This is a genomic window from Streptomyces sp. NPDC101225 (genome assembly GCF_044767585.1).
Classification (GTDB): Bacteria; Actinomycetota; Actinomycetes; order Streptomycetales; family Streptomycetaceae; genus Streptomyces.
On sequence record NZ_JBIWOE010000003.1, the window covers coordinates 197467 to 214494 of the forward strand.

Here is a 17028-nt window from a genome sequence, read left to right on the forward strand (position 1 = left end):
GCGGCCGGTCCCCGGCAACCCCCGGCACGGACGCAAAGCCGGTCAGGGGGCGGTCGAACGGCGTTCCTCGTCGGTCAGCGGCGGGTCCTGGAGGTGCGGGGTGCGCGGGCCGAGGAGCAGGGGGATCAGCATGTCCGGCGAGAAGAGGCGGGGCGCCGGCTTCGACAGGCTCATGACGTCCAGCAGGGCGCCCAGCGCGCGGGGGCTGCGGGCGCCGGTGGCGACCGCGCGGTCGATGAACCGGGCCAGGCCGCGTTCCACCGCGGTCGGGGGCGCGGTCGCGGCACCCGGATAGAACACGTCCTGGCCGACGGCGAGGTTCCAGGCGGCACCGACCGGGCGGGCCGCGGCACGCTGCAGGCGGCGGGCGGTGCCGGGGGCGGTGAGCGCGGTGGAGCGCAGGACGGCGCGGACGGCGAGCGCGCACTGGGCGGCGACGGTGACACCGTGGCCGTAGACCGGGTTGTAGCCGGCGATCGCGTCGCCGAGGACCGTGAAGCCGTCGGGCCAGGGCCGCATCTTCTCGTAGTAGCGGCGGCGGTTGGCGGTGCTGCGGGTGGTGGCGACGCCGCCGAGCGGCTCGGCGTCCTTGATCAGTTCGCCGATCACGGGGTCGCCGAGGGTGAGGGCGAAGTCCGCGAAGGCGTCGGCGTCGGCGCCGGGTTCGCCGCCGCGGGTGCCGGAGAGGGTGACGATCCAGCGGCCGTCCTCGACGGGCAGGATGATGCCGCCCCGTCCCGGCGCCTTCGCCGGGTTGGCCTGGACGTTGACGATCGGGAAGGCGCCGGCCGCCCGGCCCGGGGCCCGGTAGAGGCGGGTGGCGTAGGCGACCCCGGCGTTGACCTCGCGCTCGGTGACCTGGGGCAGGCCGAGTTCGGTCAGCCAGCGCGGGGCCTGGGAACCGCGGCCGGAGGCGTCCACGACGAGGTCCGCGGCGAGCGTGAGGTCCTCGTCGCCGGTGCGGACCCGGACGCCGCGGACCCGGGCGGCGTCGCCCTCCAGGGACAGGGCGGTGGTGCTCCCGCGGAGCGTGATGCGGTCGTCGCCGAGGACGCGGGCCCGGACCACCGCGTCGAGCAGATCGCGCGAGCACACCAGGATGCGGTGCTCGGTGGAGGTGAAGCGGCGGAACCAGACCTCGTTGGGGGCCCGGGAGACCATGTCGCCCATGATGTGCGGCAGATGGGCGCCGGCGTCGACGATCTCCCGCACGAGGCCGGGCAGCAGTTCGTCGAACGCGGTTACCCCGCCGGTCCACACGAGGTGCGCGTGCCGGGCCTGGGGGACGCCGCGGCGGGGCTCGGGCCCCTCGGGAAGCGTGTCGCGCTCGACGACGGTGACGTCGGCGAACTCGGCGAGCGCCGCCGCCGCGAACAGGCCGGAGATGCTGCCGCCGACGACGACGGCACGGGGCCGGCGGGCGGTGGGGCTGTCAGGCATGGGTGCTCGTGCTTTCTGTGCTGTTCAGCCGTCGCCGGAGGGCGTCGACGGTGTGCGGGCGGCGCAGCGCCCGGGAGACGGACTCGAGGTCGCCGGTCACCAGCGTGCCGGTCGGTGCGGAGCCGGCGCCGGTCGCGCCCGGCGCTCCCGCCCGCCGGGCGTCGACGGCGGCGAGAACCGCGACGGCACCGGCGGTACCGCGCGCCCTCACCTCGTCGTGCTCGCGCAGCGCGGCCTCGTAGGCGCGCCGGTAGAGGCCCTGGTCGAAGTGCGGGTTGAGCAGGCGCAGCGCGTCGTGGATACGCTGGCGGCGCTGCATCAGGCGCAGGTCCAGCGGGGCCCAGAGGCCGAGGCGGGCCGGTGCCGCGGACGCCCCCAGGACGTGCACGGCCCGCGACAGCGGCCGTAGCCGCAGGTGTTCACGCTGGTCGCGGACCCACCTCTGGAAGAAGGGGCCCACCTGCGGCACCAGGAATCCGAGGGCCACCAGGGCGGCCTCCAGCAGGGCGAAGGGCGGAGCCGCCCGGGTGCTGAGGACGTCCCAGTCGGTGCCCGACCAGCGGGCGCCGATCGCCGTGAGCTTCACCGCGTCGAAGAGCAGGCCGCAGGCGAAGCCGAGTTGGAGCAGGACGACGCCCGTGCGCAGCCAGCGGTTCTCGATCTCCGGGAACCACTTCCACAGCATGGAGGCGGCGACCAGCGACGACACCATGTGCGCGGTCAGGTAGAGCAGGATGTGCTCGCGCATCCACGGGGTGCCGGCGTAGTAGGTGTCCAGGTCGTAGATCCGCGGCTCGGGCGCGTGCGCCAGCAGGAAGGTCCCCCACAGGGCGACGACCACGCCGGCGTAGATCCAGTAGATGCGCCGCATCCGGCGCCGGCGGCGGTCCGAGGGCTCCTCGCGCCAGCGGATGATCATCGTCAGGCCGGTGGCGCAGAACGCGGTGAGGAACGAATAGGCCCAGGGCGAGGCGATGTTGGGGACACCCGTCAGCTCGTTGAGCCGCTGGATGTTGACGGGGGTGATGACGACCAGGACGGCCGTCGCCCAGGTCAGCAGCAGGGTGGTGGCCCGTACGTCGGGGTCGCGCCAGGCGCGGACGAACGTCGGGAGCTTGACCAGCAGCGCCGTCGCCAGCAGCGCGGTCGGCACGGCGTAGGGGATGTGGAAGTGGTCCATCAGAGCAGGCGCCCGCCGCGGTTGCTCAGCGACAGGTTGATACGGCCCTCCACGGTGGCCGGCGTGACCGGTCCCTGCGCGTACCGGCCGTTCATCCAGGTGCGCACCTCACGGGCGAACAGCAGGCCGAAGGTCTCGGCGTCCACCTCGTGGTCGTCGGCGCAGGCCGAGCGGGCCGCCACCGTACGGCAGACCTCGCGGGGCACTTCCTCGGAGGCGAGGATCTGCCGGGCGGCCCGCCGCAGCATCTCGGGGGCCTGGCCGCGGTCGAGGGCCCGGGCGGCCGCCGGGCCGACCGCGTGGTCCTCGCAGGAACCCTGCTCCTCGTGCCACAACTCATGGCCCAGGATGACCAGTTGGGCCTCGGGGACGGTGCTCTCCTCGACCACGATGATGGACCGGTCCCCGCAGTCCAGGCGCATGCCCGACACGGGGATCTCCGGTGGGAAGGCCCGGAACACCAGCTGCACGGGGCGGTCGACGCGCACGCTCATGGCGCGGCAGAACCCCTCCATCACGGTCCGCGGCTCCGAGGGCCGCGGGATCGACTTCGACGCCTCCCGGCCCAGCGCGGAGAGCAGGGACTTCATCGCCCGGGTGGTCATCGCAGGCTGTCCCTCTCCAGCGTCTCGTGCGCCGGCGCCTCGTGCGGGACCGCGGAGCGGATGACACCCTCCAGCAGGCGGTCCAGCTGCTCCGGGGTCATCGCGCCGTGGCGCCGCAGGTCCGCGGCCCGCACTCCGTAGCGGTCCATCAGGGCCCGTACCGGGTCCGGCTGTTCGGACCGGCGCTCCAACCTCCGCAGGGCGGGCAGCAGGACGCGTTCGAGGGCGTCGGGGGCCGGGGCGGTGAAGAACGCCTCGCCGCCCTCGACACCGAAGAACTCCACCAGGCCGTGCAGGAATTCGACGCTCGGCACCTTCTTGCCGGCGCAGACCTGACGGGCCCAGTACTCGGAGACACCCAGATGCTCGCGGACGGCGGCGGCGAGATCCGACATCCGGCCGCCTGTTCGGGCGAGATGGGCGTCCGCGAGCGACCTGAGACGGGCGCAGACCCGGTCGTTGACCTTGTCGGCCGGAGTGGTACCGCCCGCCAGCAGGGTGCGCACGGTGCTTTCGGACAGGGCCGTGCTGGCGGCCAGTTCGCGCGGGTCGAGCACGTCGGACCGGGTCAGGCCCTGCTCGTCGGCGAGTGCCTCGAGACGCCGAAGGGTCTCGGGGAGGTGCGTGGGCGGCTCCACCATGTGCTTCGTCATGCGTTCCCTGAGCCCGGGTCGACAGCTTCGTGCGGCGCCTCGCAGCCTAGAGGCACTTTCGCCTCTCTCAACGATCGTTTATCGGCCAAAAAACGATCGTTGAACGGTCGGGGGGTTACAGGGACCGGATCGCAGGAGAAGAAGAGAGGGAGAGACGCCTAGGGGGCGTCTCCTCCCCGGGGAGTAGCGGACGGCGGGCCCGCTCCTGCCGCGGAGGCAGAGCGGATGCCTCCGTGGGCACGATGTGCCGGAGGGCCGCGCGGACCAGGCTGGTTCACATCAGCCAGTAGGCCGAGAGGCTCGAGGAGGGCGTCATGAACCGCCAGATCCGTGTCCGCGTCATTCGCCGGCCCAGTGCGCCCCGCGACACCCCGATCGACCGCAGGACGCCGTCGGGGCGGGTGCTGCCGTACTGATCGACGACCCTGGGCGTGGCCGGAAGACGCCGTTCGCCGATGGTGCCGAAGCGGCCCGGTCGGGTCGGCGCGGGCTCAGCCCAGGCAGTGTGCGATCGCGGTGCGCAGGGCCACACGCAGTTGCCCGGGCGGCGGCGTGCCCTCGCCCCCCGCGGCGGCCGTGACCGCGTCGGCGACCGTGCGCAGCTTGGTGTTGGAGAGCTGGGATGCCTCGCGCAGGATGTTCCACGCCTGGTCCGACGTGCAGGAGTGGGTGGCCATCAGGACGCCGCGCGCCTGGTCGATGACCGGGCGGGAGGAGATCGCCCGGCGCAGCTGACGCACCTCCTCCCGCAGCGAGGCCAGCTGTTCCTCGCGCTCCAGGGCGACCGCCGAGGCGGCGGGGGTGCCGGATTCCCGGGCGGCCGCGGGCGCCGTGCGGTGCAGGGGGTCCGTGGTGTCGAGGCCGGCGAGCTCCAGGATGCGGCGCGGCTGGCCGTTCCAGTGCGCGGTCCGCACCGGTATCCGGTGCCGGTGGCCGTAGGAGCCCAGCAGGTCCAGGAACTGCAGGCCCGCGGTGTCCATGAAGACGACCCTGCCCATGTCCATGTCGAGGCGGCTGGTGTCCGCCGGCAGGTCCTTCAGCGTTCTGGACAGTGTGTCCGCGCACCCGTCGACGAGTTCCCCGCGGGGCGTCAGCACGGCCCGGCCCGCGTCCACGCGGCCGTCGATGGCCAGGACGGTCAGCCGCTTCGTGAGCGGTGTGTGCGTCGCTGAGGTCATGTCCCGCCTCGATGGTCCCCGACTGCGTCCTTCACGTGCGTGACGTCCTTCCGATTGCCCGCCCTCGTGACGTCGCGTGCCCTGCCGCCGCCGGCTGCCGGCCGGAGAGTCACCGTGGACCCGGCTCCGCGGGGACCCGGCGGTGCTTCCCTTCGCAGTGCCCGGGTCTTCGCCCGGTAAACCCGGACACGGAAGGCCGGCCGCTCCCCGGGGCCCGCGGCGGACGCGGGCCGCTCGTGGCCGACCTCGTCGCGGGCCTCGTCCGCGTGCACACCGGGCCCGGCGGCACCGCGGTCCGCCGCCGGGCCGCCCGCTGACCGCGCACGCCCGTCGGGCACCACCGGTCACAGCGGGGCCTGCCACGTCACGGTCCTGCCGGCGCCGTCGGCCGGTGCGCCGTCCTCCCGCGCGCCGTCGTCACGCACCGTCAGCCGTACGCCGGCGCGGCCGTCCGCCAGCCCGGCCGTCACGTCCACGGCGACCTCGACCCGGGAGACGCCGGGGCGGCGGGAGGCGGTGGCGAGGGCCCGGCGCAGGGCGGCGAGCAGGCGGGTCGCGACCTGGCCCGGGACGAGGCTGTCGACGGGCCCGGTGAACCGCGTGGACGGCTGGAAGCCGAGCACGGCCGCCGCGCCCGCCGTCTCGCGGAGCACCCTGCCGCGGAGGGTGGCCGGCGCCTCGGCGGGCGGCTGCTGGAGGGAGAAGATCGCCGTACGGACCTCCTGGACGGTGGACCGGAGCTCCTCGACGGCCCGCGCGAGGGTCTCCCGGACGTCGCCGCCGGGGCTTCTGCGCTGGGTGGACTCCAGCATCATGCCGGTGGCGAACAGCCGTTGGACGACGAGGTCGTGCAGGTCGCGGGCGATGCGGTCGCGGTCCTCGTAGACGGCGAGGCGCTCGCGGCCGTGCTGCGCGTCGGCGAGGACGAGGGCGGCGGCCGCCTGGTAGGCGAACTGGCAGGCCAGCAGGCGCTCGACGGCGGTGTACGGCCGGTCGCCACGGCGGCGGGGCAGGGCGAGCGTACCGATGAGCCGCCCGTCCGCCTGCAGCGGCAGCATCATGCTGGGCCCGAACCGGTGCCTTACATGCGTGGTCATGCGGGGGTCGGTCGCCGAGTCGTCGATGAACACCGGCTCCCCGCCCAGGAGTTGCTCGAGGACCGGGCTGCCGGGCCGGATGACGGCACCCACGATGTCGCCGGGGTCCTGGTATGTCGACGCGGTCACGATCTCCATGCCGCCCTCGTCGGTGCGCTGCAGGATCACGCCCGCCGCCGCGTCGGCGAGGATCCGGGCGCGTTCGGCGACGGTCGTCAGCGCGTCGGCCGCGCTCTCGCCGCTCAGCAGGGCGGTGGTGACGGCCGCGGCGCCCTCGATCCAGCGCTCGCGCTGCCGGGCGGCCTCGTAGAGACGGGCGTTGCCGATGGCGATGCCGGCCTGGGTGGCGAGGACGTGCAGCAGCTGCTCGTCCTCGGTGGTGAAGGGCGCGGCCTGCCGCTTCCCGGCGAGGTGCAGGTCGCCGAAGTGCTCGTCCTGGACGCGGATGGGCACGCGCAGGCTCTCGGGGCAGCGTGGCACGGCTCCCGCGGTGCGGATGCCGGTGAGGCCGTCCCGGCCGGGGTCGACCGTGTCGAGCGCCGCGTGGCGGGCGCCGGTCAGTTCGGCCGCGCTGTCCACGATGTGCTGGAGGGTGGCGCGCAGTTCGAGGTCGGTACCGACGCTGAGCACGGCCTCGATCAGCGGCGGGAGGCGGGTGCCGGCCATGCCGTGCGGCTTCCGCCGCTCATCTGCCGGCGATCGGTTCGAGCGTCAGCGGCTCGATCTTGCCCTCCACCATGTAGCCCAGACCCTGGACGGCGCAGATGTCGGGCCGTTCGGCGATGTGCACGGGCAGCTTGGTGGCCTGGCGCAGCATCTGGTCCAGGCCCGGCAGCAGCGCGCTGCCGCCCACCATCGTGATCCCGCTGTCGACGAGGTCGGCGACCAGGTCGGGCGGGCAGCCGCGCAGCACCCGGCCGATGCCGTCGAGCACGGCGGTCAGCGGGGTCTCGATCGCGTCGCGCACCGCGGCGGTGTCGACCCGCACGCTGCGGGCGAGTCCGGTGGCCACGTCCCGCCCGTGGATCTCGGTGGACTCCGGTCCCTGGCGGGTGAGGCCGTTGCCGGACAGGGCGATCTGCAGCGGCCGTACGGACTGGCTGGGCAGCATCAACTCGTGCTCGTGGCGCAGGTGCTGGACGATCGCGTGGTCGACGGCCTCACCGCCGACGGGAATGCGCTCGGCGGTGACGATCGAGCCGAGCGAGAGCACGGCGACCTGGGTGGTCGCCGCCCCGCACACCATGATCATGGTGGCCTCGGGCTGCTCCACGGGCAGTCCGCACCCCACGGCGGCCGCGATGAGCGTGTCCACGAGCTCCACACGGCGCGCGCCGAGCCCGACGAGCGTCTCGACCGCCGCCCGCCGGGCCAGCGGGTCGGCGTCGTGCGGGGTGCAGGCCGCGGCGCGCAGGAAGGGCTTGCGGCGCAGGGCGCGGCGCATCTTGTCGCCGAGCAGTTGCCGCAGCATGCGCTGCGCCATCTCGATGTCGACGACCGTGCCGCCGGAGACCGGGCGGACGACACGGATGTACTCGGGAGTGCGGCCCTTCATCTTCTCGGCGAACTCGCCCACCGCGATGAGGGCGCCGGTGCGCGTGTTCACGGCGGCGGCGGACGGCTGGTCGACGACGAGGCCGGAACCCTTGACGTAGACACGGGTCCGGGCCGCCCCCAGGTCGACGGCGAAATGGCAGCGTCGCAGCTGCTCCAGACTGGCGGTCATACAAGGTCCTCCCGAGAGCGCAGACCGTGAAGGTGCCGCCGGGCGGCGGGCCTCATAGGCATCGTGCGGCTGCGGGGGTGTGGCGCGCCTTTTATGGGGGGCCGGGCGGGGGTGCCGCTGAATGGGGGTTTTGCGGCTTATATACCGATGTAAATCCCGGATAAGTGCGTCGGGGCTGGTTATAGGGCCGGGCTGGTTACAGGGCCGGACCGCCTCCCGCAGGGTGCCGGCGAGGACGCGGTCTCTCGCGGCCCGCCGGGCGCCGCGACGGTGGAGCCGGCCGGCCCGCCCGTGGGCGCGGGTGCGCCGGGGAGTCTGGAGCGCGCGGCGGTTGGCCGGGGCCGGGCACCCGCCGTCCGTCCGGGGCGGGGATCGGGTGTCGGGGGTCGAACTCCCCTGCTGAGACGGGTGTTGGGTGCGGCAGCGGATTCGGTCGTGCCGCTTCGGCGAGCCTGGCGGGAAACCGCCAATGCGCCCATCCGCCAAACCCGCGCACCCCCCATCCACCACAAGCCCCCCGAGACTCTTCGCAGCACGCGACGGCGCTCGACGCAGCGGACAGCAGCGGGACGAAGAGAGGCGTGGATGAGCAGACGACCAGTCAGACGCGGGGCGGTCCTCCTGTCGGCGGGGCTCGTGATCGCCGTGTTGCCGGCCGGTTCGGGGGCGGCGGCCGGGACCGCACCGGCCGTGTCCCGGACCGCACTCCCGGCGGCCGCCGCCCGTACCGTCACCCTCGTCACCGGCGACAAGGTGACCGTCACCGATCTCGGGCACGGCAGGAAGACGGTGTCCGTGGAACGTCCCCCGGGGGCGACGGGCGCCGTCCGCACCCGGAGCGCGAACGGCGAGATCACCGTCGTACCGGACGAGGCACGTCCCTATCTGCGGGCCCACACCCTCGATCAACGGCTGTTCGACGTCAGCGAGTTGATACGCCAGGAACTCACCGACCAGAAGACCGGCGAGCTGCCGCTGATCGTGACGTACGCGAAGGGGGCGAAGGCCGTCACGCCCCGCGAGGCCGAGCGGACGCGGACCCTGGCCAGTGTGCGGGGGGCCGCCGTCGAGGCCGACAAGGGGCGCGGGTTCTGGCGGGCGTTCACCCGGCAGGACGGCGTCAAGGGGCTGTGGCTCGACGGGCGCGTCACCGCCGACATGGCCGAGAGCAACGCGCAGATCGGGACGCCGACCGCCTGGGACGCCGGACTCACCGGCAAGGGGGTCACCGTCGCCGTCCTCGACTCGGGCGTCGACACCTCCCACCCCGACCTCGCCCAGCGTGTCTCCGTCACCCGGTCGTTCGTCGAGGGCGAGGACGTGGCCGACCGCAACGGCCATGGCACGCACGTCACGTCGACCGTCGGCGGCAGCGGGGCCGCCTCCGGCGGCAAGGAGCGGGGCGTCGCCCCGGAGGCCACCCTCGCCGTCGGCAAGGTGCTCGACGACCAGGGATCGGGCAGCGAGTCCCAGATCATCGCCGGGATGCAGTGGGCCGCGCGGGACGTGCACGCCAGGATCGTCTCCATGAGCCTCGGCTCCACCGAGCCCAGCGACGGCACCGACCCCATGGCGCAGGCCGTCGACACCCTCTCCAAGGAGACCGGCGCCCTCTTCGTGATCGCCGCGGGCAACACCGGCGCCCCCTCCTCCATCGGCTCGCCCGGCGCCGCCGACGCCGCGCTCACCGTCGGGGCCGTCGACGCCGGCGACCAGGCCGCCTACTTCACCAGCGCCGGGCCGCGCCACGGCGACAACGCCCTCAAGCCCGACCTCTGCGCACCCGGCGTCGACATCCTCGCCGCCCGTTCCCAACTCGTCGACGGCAGCGGCTACTACACCACCATGAGCGGTACGTCGATGGCGACGCCCCACGTCGCCGGAGTCGCCGCCCTGCTCGCCCAGGAACACCCCGACTGGAACGGCGCGCAGCTCAAGGACGCCCTGATGTCGACCTCCGCGCGGCTGGACGCGTCCGCCTATCTGCTCGGCGCGGGCCGGGTGAGCGTACCCGCGGCCGTCCAGGCCGGCATCACCGCCACCGGCAGCGCCGACCTCGGGTTCTACAGCTGGCCCTACGCCGCGAACACACCGGTCACCAAGACCGTCACCTACGCCAACTCCTCCGACGAGGCGGTGGAGGTGAACCTGTCGGCCCAGGGCGCCCCGGCGGGTGTCGCCACGCTCGCCGACACCGCCCTCACCGTCCCGGCGCACGGCACCGCGTCCACGACCGTCACCGGTGACGGCTCGAAGGCCGCGGTGGGGAACACCAGCGGGCAGATCGTGGCCTCCGTCGCCGGGACGCCCGTCGCGCACACCGTGTTCGGGCTGGTCAAGGAGGAGGAGCGGTACACGCTCACCGTCCATGTGAAGGACCGCGACGGAGCCGCGACCCCCGCCGACCTCGCGGTGCAGCGGCTGGCCGAGGGCGCGGACGCGACGCCGGCGCACGTCGGCGACTCCGGCACGCTCACGCTGCGGCTGCGGCCGGGGACGTACAGCCTGACCTCCTTCCTCGACGTGCACGGCAGCCACGGCGCCGACTCGCTCGGGCTCGGCTTCCTCGCGGCGCCCGAGATCACCCTCGACCGGGACCGCGACGTCACCCTCGACGGACGCAGGCTGAGGGAGGTCAGGGCCGCGGTCGGCCGGCGTACCGAGACCCGGCAGCTGCTCATGGAGTACGACCGCCACGCGAACGGCTCCGACCTGTTCGGTGCCGTCCAGGTGCCCGTGACGTACGACAGCATCTTCGCGGCGCCGACCGCGAAGGTCACCCGGGGCGGCTTCGAGTACCGGACCGTGTGGCGGCTGGGCAAGCCGCTGCTGACGGTCGAGGGCGTCGCGGAGGCCGTCGTCCAGGCGGGCGGCACGCTCATCGAGGGACACACCGCACTGCCCCTCGTGGACGTGGGCGACGGCCCCTTCGCGGGGGTGCGCGGCAAGGCGGTGCTGGCCCGGCTCGCCGACGGCGCCGATCCCGCCGCCCTCGCCCAGGCCGCGCAGGACGCGGGCGCCAAGGCGCTGTTCGTGACGGACGACGTCGCCGGCCGGCTCAACACCTGGTGGGGCGGCGCCGACAACAGCGACCGGCCGCTGCAGATCGCCACGGTCGACGCCGCCGACGCGGCGCGGCTGCGGGCGGCCGGCCGCGCCGTCATGACGGGCACGCGCGACACCCCGTACGTCTACGACCTCGCGCAGGGGCACCGGCAAGCCGTGCCGGACCGCGACCTGACCTACGCGCCCGGCGGCCACGACCTCGCCACGCTGAGGACGCGGTTCCACGCCGCGAAGCCGGTGGACGGCGGCGAGTTCCGGTACTCGATCACCGACACCTTCCCCATCGGCCTCGGGTTCCAGGAGCGGATCGACTACCCGGCCGAACGCACCGACTACGTGTCCACCGGCCCCGGGCAGCTCTGGCACGAGTCGGTGACGGCCGCCGACGGCGCCCTCGAGGAGCGCGGCGGACTCGTCGACTACGACGGCGGCACGCACCGGACCCTCAACTGGTTCCGGCCCGTCTGGCACCCCTGGCTCGGCACCGGGCTCGGCTGGGGGCAGCAACGCGCCGGGAACCAGCTCCAGTTCAACACACCCGGCTGGGGCGACTCGGGGCCCGACCACACCGGGTTCGGGGACGTGTGGAGCGACGGCAGCGGTATGACGCAGTCCACCGAGGTCCAGCTCGACGGGGCGCTCGTCGACCGGCGCACCGGCTCCGGCGCGTACGTCTACGACGCGCCCGCCGACGAGCACACCTACAAGGTCGTCACGGACACGGCACTCGACGCCGGCCGCTGGAAGCTGTCCACCCGGGGCCACGCCGAGTGGACCGTCAGATCCGCGGCCACGCCCGCCGACCGCTGGACCCTCCTGCCCCTGATCAACCTCGGCCTGGACGTCGGCACGGACCTCGCGGGGAACGTGCCCGGCGGGAGGCGGCTGCCGGTGAGGGTCTTCGCGCAGTACGTGCGGGGCGCGCCCGGCACCGGCACGATCGGCGACCGGAAGCTCCAGGTGTCGTACGACGACGGCACGTCGTGGCGGGCGGTGGCGCTCACCGGCGGCCGCGGCACGCTGGCCGTGCCGCGCGACGCCTCGTACATCTCCCTGCGGGCCTCGGCGCACGACGACCGCGGCGGCTCGGTGACGCAGGAGATCATCCGGGCGGTGGGGGTGCGCTGACCCCTACGACGCCCCGGACGACACCCAGCTCCACCAGGTCCTGCGGACGCAGGCGGAGCTGGTCCGCGGTGGAGCCGACCCGGGCGGGCGGCCGCTTCAGGATGGCGGCCGCCGCCTCGGGGGCGATGACCGAGAAGTAACTGTCCGGGGTGGCCCAGGTGTTGCCCGGCGCGGCCAGCGCCAGCGCGCCGCCCGAACCGCCCTCGCCGATGACGAGCGTCGTGACCGGCGTGCGGGCGGCCGCCACCGCGGCGAACACCTCCGCGATCGCGGCCCCCGCGCCCTGCCGCTCCGCCTCCGCGTCGTTGGCCGCGCCCGGGGTGTCCACCAGCGTCAGCACCGGGATGCCGAGCCGGTCCGCGAGGCGGATCAGCCGGGCGGCGGTGCGGTAGCCGGCGGGGCGGGTCGCGGTCCCGGTCTGGGCGGCGTAGGCGACGCCACGGCCCTCGTGGTCGCCGAAGCCGCAGAGCATGCCCTCGGGGTCGGTGCCGCCGCAGCGGTCGCCGCCGAGGACGGTGCGCCGGCGGAAAGTGGCGTCCAGATACGCCTGCGCACGCGGGCGCAGCGGAGAGCGGGCCCGCCGCACGGCCTCCCGGCCGGACTCCGGGAGACCGCCCGCGCCGAGGGCCGCGGGCACGGGCGCCTCGCGCGCCGGCGACGTCACCAGCCGGAGCCAGGTGCCCAGCGTCTCCCGCAGTTCCGCCGCGGGGACCACCGCGTCCGCCGACCCCGCCGCGACCTGCGCCTCGGCGGTGTACGCGGCCGCATCCGCGTCCGGCGGCCGTACCCGGGAGCCGGCGAAGCCGACCTGGGCACCGGGCAGGGCGAGGACCACGTCGGCGCCCGCGCCCAGGGTGGCCCAGCCGCCACCGGTCGTCGGGTCCCGCACCACGGCGATCTGCGCGAGCCCCGCCTCCCGGGTGAGCTGCGACTGGCGCGCCACCCGCTGCAGCTGGGCGAGCGCGAGCATGCCCTCCTGCATCCGGCTGCCCCCCGTCGCCACCAACGGGACCACCGGCAGCCGGTGTTCACGGGCGTGGCGGTACGCCGCCTCCAGCCGGTCGCCGGTGCGCTCACCGAGCGAGCCGCCGAGGAAACCGAACTCGAAGGAGAGGAGCACCGCCCGCGTGCCCGCGACGCTCGCGGTGCCGCACACGACGGATTCCTGCTCGCCGGTGCGCTCGGCGGCGCGGGCGCGCGAGGCGTCGTAGCCCTCCCAGGCGAGCGGCCCGTCGGGCGCGGACTCCCGTGCCGGGCCGGGGAGTTCGGCGAAGGTGGAGTCGTCCGCGACCAGCTTCAGGAAGGCACGGGCGGACAGGCGCTCAGTCACGGGTCAGCGCCCGCTTCATGATCTTCCCCAGGTCGTTGCGGGGCAGCGCCCCGAGGTGGTGGACGACGCGCGGGCGCTTGTGCGGGGCGAGCCGGCCGGCCACATGGTCCGCCAGCTCCTGCGCGCTCGGCGGCGCCTGGGGGTCGGCCGGCACCACCCACGCCACGATCCGCTCACCGAGGTCCGCGTCCGGCTCCCCGGTGACGGCCGCCTCCCGCACCCCGGGATGCTCCAGCAGGGCGTTCTCGATCTCGCCCGCACCGATCTTGTAACCCCCGCTCTTGATCAGGTCGGTGGCCTTGCGGCCGACGATCCGGACGTAGCCGTCGGGGTCGCGCACCGCCATGTCCCCGGTGCGGAACCAGCCGTCCGGGGTGAAGGCCGCGGCGGTCGCGTCGGGCCGGTTGAGGTAGCCGGTGAACAGGTTCGGGCCGCGCACCTGGATCTCGCCCACCGTCTCCGCGTCGTACGAGGTGATCGGCGACCCGTCCTCCTCCACGAGCCGCAGCTCGACGCCCGGCAGCGGTACGCCGACCGTTCCGGCGCGGGCCTCGCCGTCCGCGCGCACGCTGGTGTTCATCAGGGTCTCGGTCATGCCGTACCGCTCGACGATCCGCCGCCCGGTCGCGGCCGTGATGCGCTCGTGGTCGTGGACCGGGAGGGCGGCGGAGCCGGAGACGAGCAGCCGGGCCCGGCCCAGCGCCTCGGCCAGCTCCGGCTCCCGCGGCAGCGCCTGGGCGATCCGGTGGTACATCGTGGGCACCCCGAACAGCATGGTCGCGCCGCCGTTCAGCTCGCGCGCCACGCCCTCGGTGGAGAAGCGGCCCAGATGCCGGACGGAGCCGCCGCGCCGGAGCGGGCCCAGGACGCCCAGCACCAGGCCGTGCACATGGAACAGCGGCAGTCCGTGCACGAGCACGTCGTCACCGGTCCACTGCCAGGCGTCGGCGAGCGCGTCCAGCGTGGTGGCGATCGCCCGGCGGGGCAGCACCGCACCCTTGGGCGGGCCGGTGGTGCCGGAGGTGTAGACGATCAGGGCGGGGTCCTCGTCGGCGGCGGACGGCGCGGGGGCGGGACCTCCGCCGCCGTGCACGTCCACCTCGATCCGCGGCAGACCCCGCAGCGCCGCGGGGAGCACGTCCCCCGCGGCCGCCAGCACCGCGGAGGGCGCGCTGTCGGACACGATGTGCCCCAGTTCCCTCTCGCCCGACCTCGGGTTCAGCGGCACCGCGGCCACCTTGGCCCGCAGCGCCGCGACCACCGCCACGGCGGTCTCCAGCGCCGGGGTGGCCCACACGGCGACCCGGCCCCCGAGCGGGAGCCGGGCGGCCAGGGCGCCGGTCGCGGCGGCGAGCTCCGCGTAGCTCAGGGTGCGGTCGGCGAAGGTGAGGGCGACCACCTCGCTCGGGCTCTCCAGGGCGGGAAAGAGAGGGGACACGCGAAGCACTCCATCCGTGCGGGGCGGCTGGTGCGGGAACGACACCTCCGTTCCTACACCAGCCGGCCCGCCGCCGACGCTCAGGCGTCGGTCCGCACCACGTCCGCCACCACGCAGCTCACGTTGTCCGGACCGCCGGCCTCGTTCGCCGCGTCCACCAGGGCCCGTACGGTCTCGTCCGGGGTCCCGGCGGCGAGCAGCCGCCGTATGCGTGCGTCGGGGAGGACGGCCGGGAGGCCGTCGGAGCACAGGAGGTAGCGGTCGCCGGGTTCCGCGTCCTGCAGACGCAGGTCCGGGGCGGCCGTCCCCAGGGCCTTGAGCAGCAGGGAGCGCTGGGGGTGGGCGGTGGCCTCCTCCGGCGTCAGACGCCCCTCGTCGATCAGCGACTGGACCACGGTGTGGTCGTGGGTGATGCGGAACAGGGCCCCGTCGCGGAGCAGATAGACGCGGCTGTCGCCGATGTGGACCAGGGCGAGGCGGGAGCCCGTCCACAGCAGGGCGGTCAGGGTCGTGCCGTTGGCGTCGGTGCCCTCCGTCGCCTCCCGGACCGCCTCCGTCGCGCCCCGCACGGCGTCCTGAAGGAGGTTGAGGACGTCGCCCGCGGGCAGTTCCTCCCGGTCCAGGACCCGCAGCGCCCGCACGGCGGCGCCGCTCGCGGGCGCGCCCGCGGGGCCGAACCCGTCGGCGACGGCGAGCAGCCGGGTGCCCGCGTACGCCGTGTCCTGGTTGGCGGGGCGGACCCGGCCCCGGTCCGAGTGGGCGCGATGACGCAGCTCAAGCATGGTGATGTCCTTCCTCGACTCGTCCAGCAGGTGATCCACGAGGAACGCGGCCAGATCCCGCCGCTGTGCCGTCTCCGCCTCGACCTGCGACCAGTGGGCGCGGATCGCCCGCGCCGCGTCCGCCGGGCCGAGGGCGCAGACCTCACGGATACCGGCGAGCGGCATGCCCAGCCGCCGCAGCCAGGCCACCAGCCGGGCCCGCTCCAGCTGCTCCACCGCGTAGTAGCGGTAGCCGGAGTGGGGGTCGACCCGGGCCGGGCGCAGCAGCTCCAGCTCGTCGTACAGGCGCAGCGCCTTCGGCGACAGGCGGCTGGCCCGCGCGAAGGCGCCGATCGTGAGCATGTCCGTCCGCACCGCACAGTCCTCTCCGCGTTCCTGCCGCCGATGCTGGGGCTTCACCGAAGGGGAAGGTCAATCCGGTTGGTCCGGTTGCGGGGGCCCGGTTAGCCTGCGAGGCGAGCCGCCGCCCGAGGACGTACCGGATGACGTACGAGACTGGAGACCGCCGTGCCCCGCGTCGCACTCGCCACCTACGATCCCGGGCCCCGGCCCGGCAAGGACCGTGACCTTCCGCTGCTGGTGCGGGAGCTGCGGGCGGCCGGGGCCAACGCCGTGGCCGCGCCCTGGGACGACCCTGACACCGACTGGGGCGGGTTCGACCTCGTCGTCATCCGGTCGACCTGGGACTACAGCTGGCGCGCGGGCGAGTTCGTGGCGTGGGCGCAGAAGACCGCCGCGGCCACCCGGCTCGCCAATCCGGCCGAGGTGGTGCGCTGGAACACCGACAAGCGCTACCTCGGGGATCTCGCCGCGGCGGGCGTGCCCGTCGTGGCCACCCGTTACCTCGCGCCCGGCGACGCGCCCGACCTGCCCGTCGACCACGAGTACGTCATCAAGCCGGCCTCGGGCGCGGGCGCGCGGTACGCCGCGCGGTACCGGCCGGACGGCCACGACACGGCCCTACGGCACCTCGCGCGTCTGCACGAGGAGGGGCTGACCGCGATGGTGCAGCCGTATCTGGCCGGCATCGACGTCAGCGGGGAGCGGGCGCTGCAGTTCTTCGGCGGCCGGTTCCTGCACGCCTCCCGCAAGGGCGCCGTGCTGGCGCCGGGCACCGCCTACGACGCCGACAAGGTGGCCCACCCCGACCTCGTCCCGTGGAGCCCGGCGCCGGCGGAGCTCGCGGTCGCCGAAGGCGCGCTGGCCGCCGTACCGGAGGCCGCGGAGCTGCTGTACGCGCGCGCGGACATCGTCGACGGGCAGGACGGGCGGCCGGTGCTGATGGAGCTGGAGCTCGTCGAGCCGAACCTGTTCCTCGGGCTGCATCCCGGTTCGGTGGCCGTGGTCCGGGACGCGATCCTGGCGGCCGCGGCGTAGCGGCACGGGAGGCGGCCGCCCACGGGGA

12 protein-coding genes are annotated in these 17028 nt (G+C 74.7%); 2 read left to right on the forward strand and 10 right to left on the reverse strand.

All coding sequences use genetic code 11. The annotated features are described in order from the left end of the window. Positions 1-42 precede the first annotated feature (42 nt). The 7 genes from ACIRPX_RS05765 to ACIRPX_RS05795 form a co-directional block, all read right to left on the reverse strand. Positions 43-1440, reverse strand: a complete 1398-nt coding sequence (locus ACIRPX_RS05765; protein WP_404188735.1) for an FAD-dependent oxidoreductase — start codon at positions 1438-1440, stop codon at positions 43-45. Beyond that, a complete protein-coding gene (locus ACIRPX_RS05770) occupies positions 1433-2623 on the reverse strand; it encodes a DUF6545 domain-containing protein (protein WP_404189272.1) in 1191 nt (396 codons plus the stop codon). Before ACIRPX_RS05770 ends, ACIRPX_RS05765 begins: the two co-directional genes overlap by 8 nt. After that, positions 2620-3225, reverse strand: a complete 606-nt coding sequence (locus ACIRPX_RS05775) for a toxin (protein WP_404188737.1) — start codon at positions 3223-3225, stop codon at positions 2620-2622. Before ACIRPX_RS05775 ends, ACIRPX_RS05770 begins: the two co-directional genes overlap by 4 nt. Continuing rightward, positions 3222-3878, reverse strand: coding sequence for a hypothetical protein (locus tag ACIRPX_RS05780; RefSeq protein WP_404188740.1), 657 nt, complete (start codon positions 3876-3878; stop codon positions 3222-3224). Before ACIRPX_RS05780 ends, ACIRPX_RS05775 begins: the two co-directional genes overlap by 4 nt. A gap of 491 nt (positions 3879-4369) precedes the next feature. Next, positions 4370-5056 (reverse strand): ANTAR domain-containing protein, encoded by a 687-nt coding sequence (locus ACIRPX_RS05785; protein ID WP_404188742.1) that lies wholly within the window; start codon positions 5054-5056, stop codon positions 4370-4372. 344 nt (positions 5057-5400) lie between these two features. Further along, positions 5401-6819 (reverse strand): GAF domain-containing protein, encoded by a 1419-nt coding sequence (locus tag ACIRPX_RS05790; protein ID WP_404188745.1) that lies wholly within the window; start codon positions 6817-6819, stop codon positions 5401-5403. A 19-nt stretch (positions 6820-6838) separates the two neighbouring features. Further along, entirely contained in the window at positions 6839-7879 is a 1041-nt protein-coding gene (locus ACIRPX_RS05795) for a rod shape-determining protein (RefSeq protein ID WP_404188747.1), read from the reverse strand. Between the two features lie 585 nt (positions 7880-8464). Between ACIRPX_RS05795 and ACIRPX_RS05800 the strand changes: the two genes are divergently transcribed. Continuing rightward, entirely contained in the window at positions 8465-12073 is a 3609-nt protein-coding gene (locus tag ACIRPX_RS05800; RefSeq protein ID WP_404188750.1) for a S8 family serine peptidase, read from the forward strand. Here ACIRPX_RS05800 and ACIRPX_RS05805 read toward each other — a convergent pair. The 3 genes from ACIRPX_RS05805 to ACIRPX_RS05815 form a co-directional block, all read right to left on the reverse strand. Then, a complete protein-coding gene (locus ACIRPX_RS05805) occupies positions 12048-13403 on the reverse strand; it encodes a carboxyl transferase domain-containing protein (RefSeq protein ID WP_404188753.1) in 1356 nt (451 codons plus the stop codon). The two genes, ACIRPX_RS05800 and ACIRPX_RS05805, sit on opposite strands and share 26 nt — an antisense overlap. Further along, on the reverse strand, positions 13396-14841 hold the full coding sequence (locus ACIRPX_RS05810) for an acyl-CoA synthetase (protein ID WP_404188755.1): 1446 nt from the start codon (positions 14839-14841) through the stop codon (positions 13396-13398). The genes ACIRPX_RS05805 and ACIRPX_RS05810 overlap by 8 nt, the downstream gene beginning before the upstream one ends. Before the next feature lie 80 nt (positions 14842-14921). Then, positions 14922-15965: a MerR family transcriptional regulator gene (locus ACIRPX_RS05815; RefSeq protein ID WP_404189274.1), complete on the reverse strand. Its 1044-nt coding sequence runs from the start codon at positions 15963-15965 to the stop codon at positions 14922-14924. Positions 15966-16130: 165 nt separating this feature from the next. On the opposite strand from ACIRPX_RS05815, the gene ACIRPX_RS05820 reads away from it, so the two are divergent. Then, positions 16131-17000: a RimK family alpha-L-glutamate ligase gene (locus ACIRPX_RS05820; RefSeq protein ID WP_404188758.1), complete on the forward strand. Its 870-nt coding sequence runs from the start codon at positions 16131-16133 to the stop codon at positions 16998-17000. The last annotated feature ends 28 nt before the right edge of the window (positions 17001-17028 follow it).

Excerpts from the sequence above, each read along its gene's own strand:
- ACIRPX_RS05765 (WP_404188735.1), bottom strand. The coding sequence starts at position 1,440 with ATGCCTGACAGCCCCACCGCCCGCCGGCCCCGTGCCGTCGTCGTCGGC.
- ACIRPX_RS05775 (WP_404188737.1), bottom strand. The coding sequence starts at position 3,225 with ATGACCACCCGGGCGATGAAGTCCCTGCTCTCCGCGCTGGGCCGGGAG.
- ACIRPX_RS05780 (WP_404188740.1), bottom strand. The coding sequence starts at position 3,878 with ATGACGAAGCACATGGTGGAGCCGCCCACGCACCTCCCCGAGACCCTT.
- ACIRPX_RS05785 (WP_404188742.1), bottom strand. The coding sequence starts at position 5,056 with ATGACCTCAGCGACGCACACACCGCTCACGAAGCGGCTGACCGTCCTG.
- ACIRPX_RS05790 (WP_404188745.1), bottom strand. The coding sequence starts at position 6,819 with ATGGCCGGCACCCGCCTCCCGCCGCTGATCGAGGCCGTGCTCAGCGTC.
- ACIRPX_RS05795 (WP_404188747.1), bottom strand. The coding sequence starts at position 7,879 with ATGACCGCCAGTCTGGAGCAGCTGCGACGCTGCCATTTCGCCGTCGAC.
- ACIRPX_RS05800 (WP_404188750.1), top strand. The coding sequence starts at position 8,465 with ATGAGCAGACGACCAGTCAGACGCGGGGCGGTCCTCCTGTCGGCGGGG.
- ACIRPX_RS05815 (WP_404189274.1), bottom strand. The coding sequence starts at position 15,965 with ATGCTCACGATCGGCGCCTTCGCGCGGGCCAGCCGCCTGTCGCCGAAG.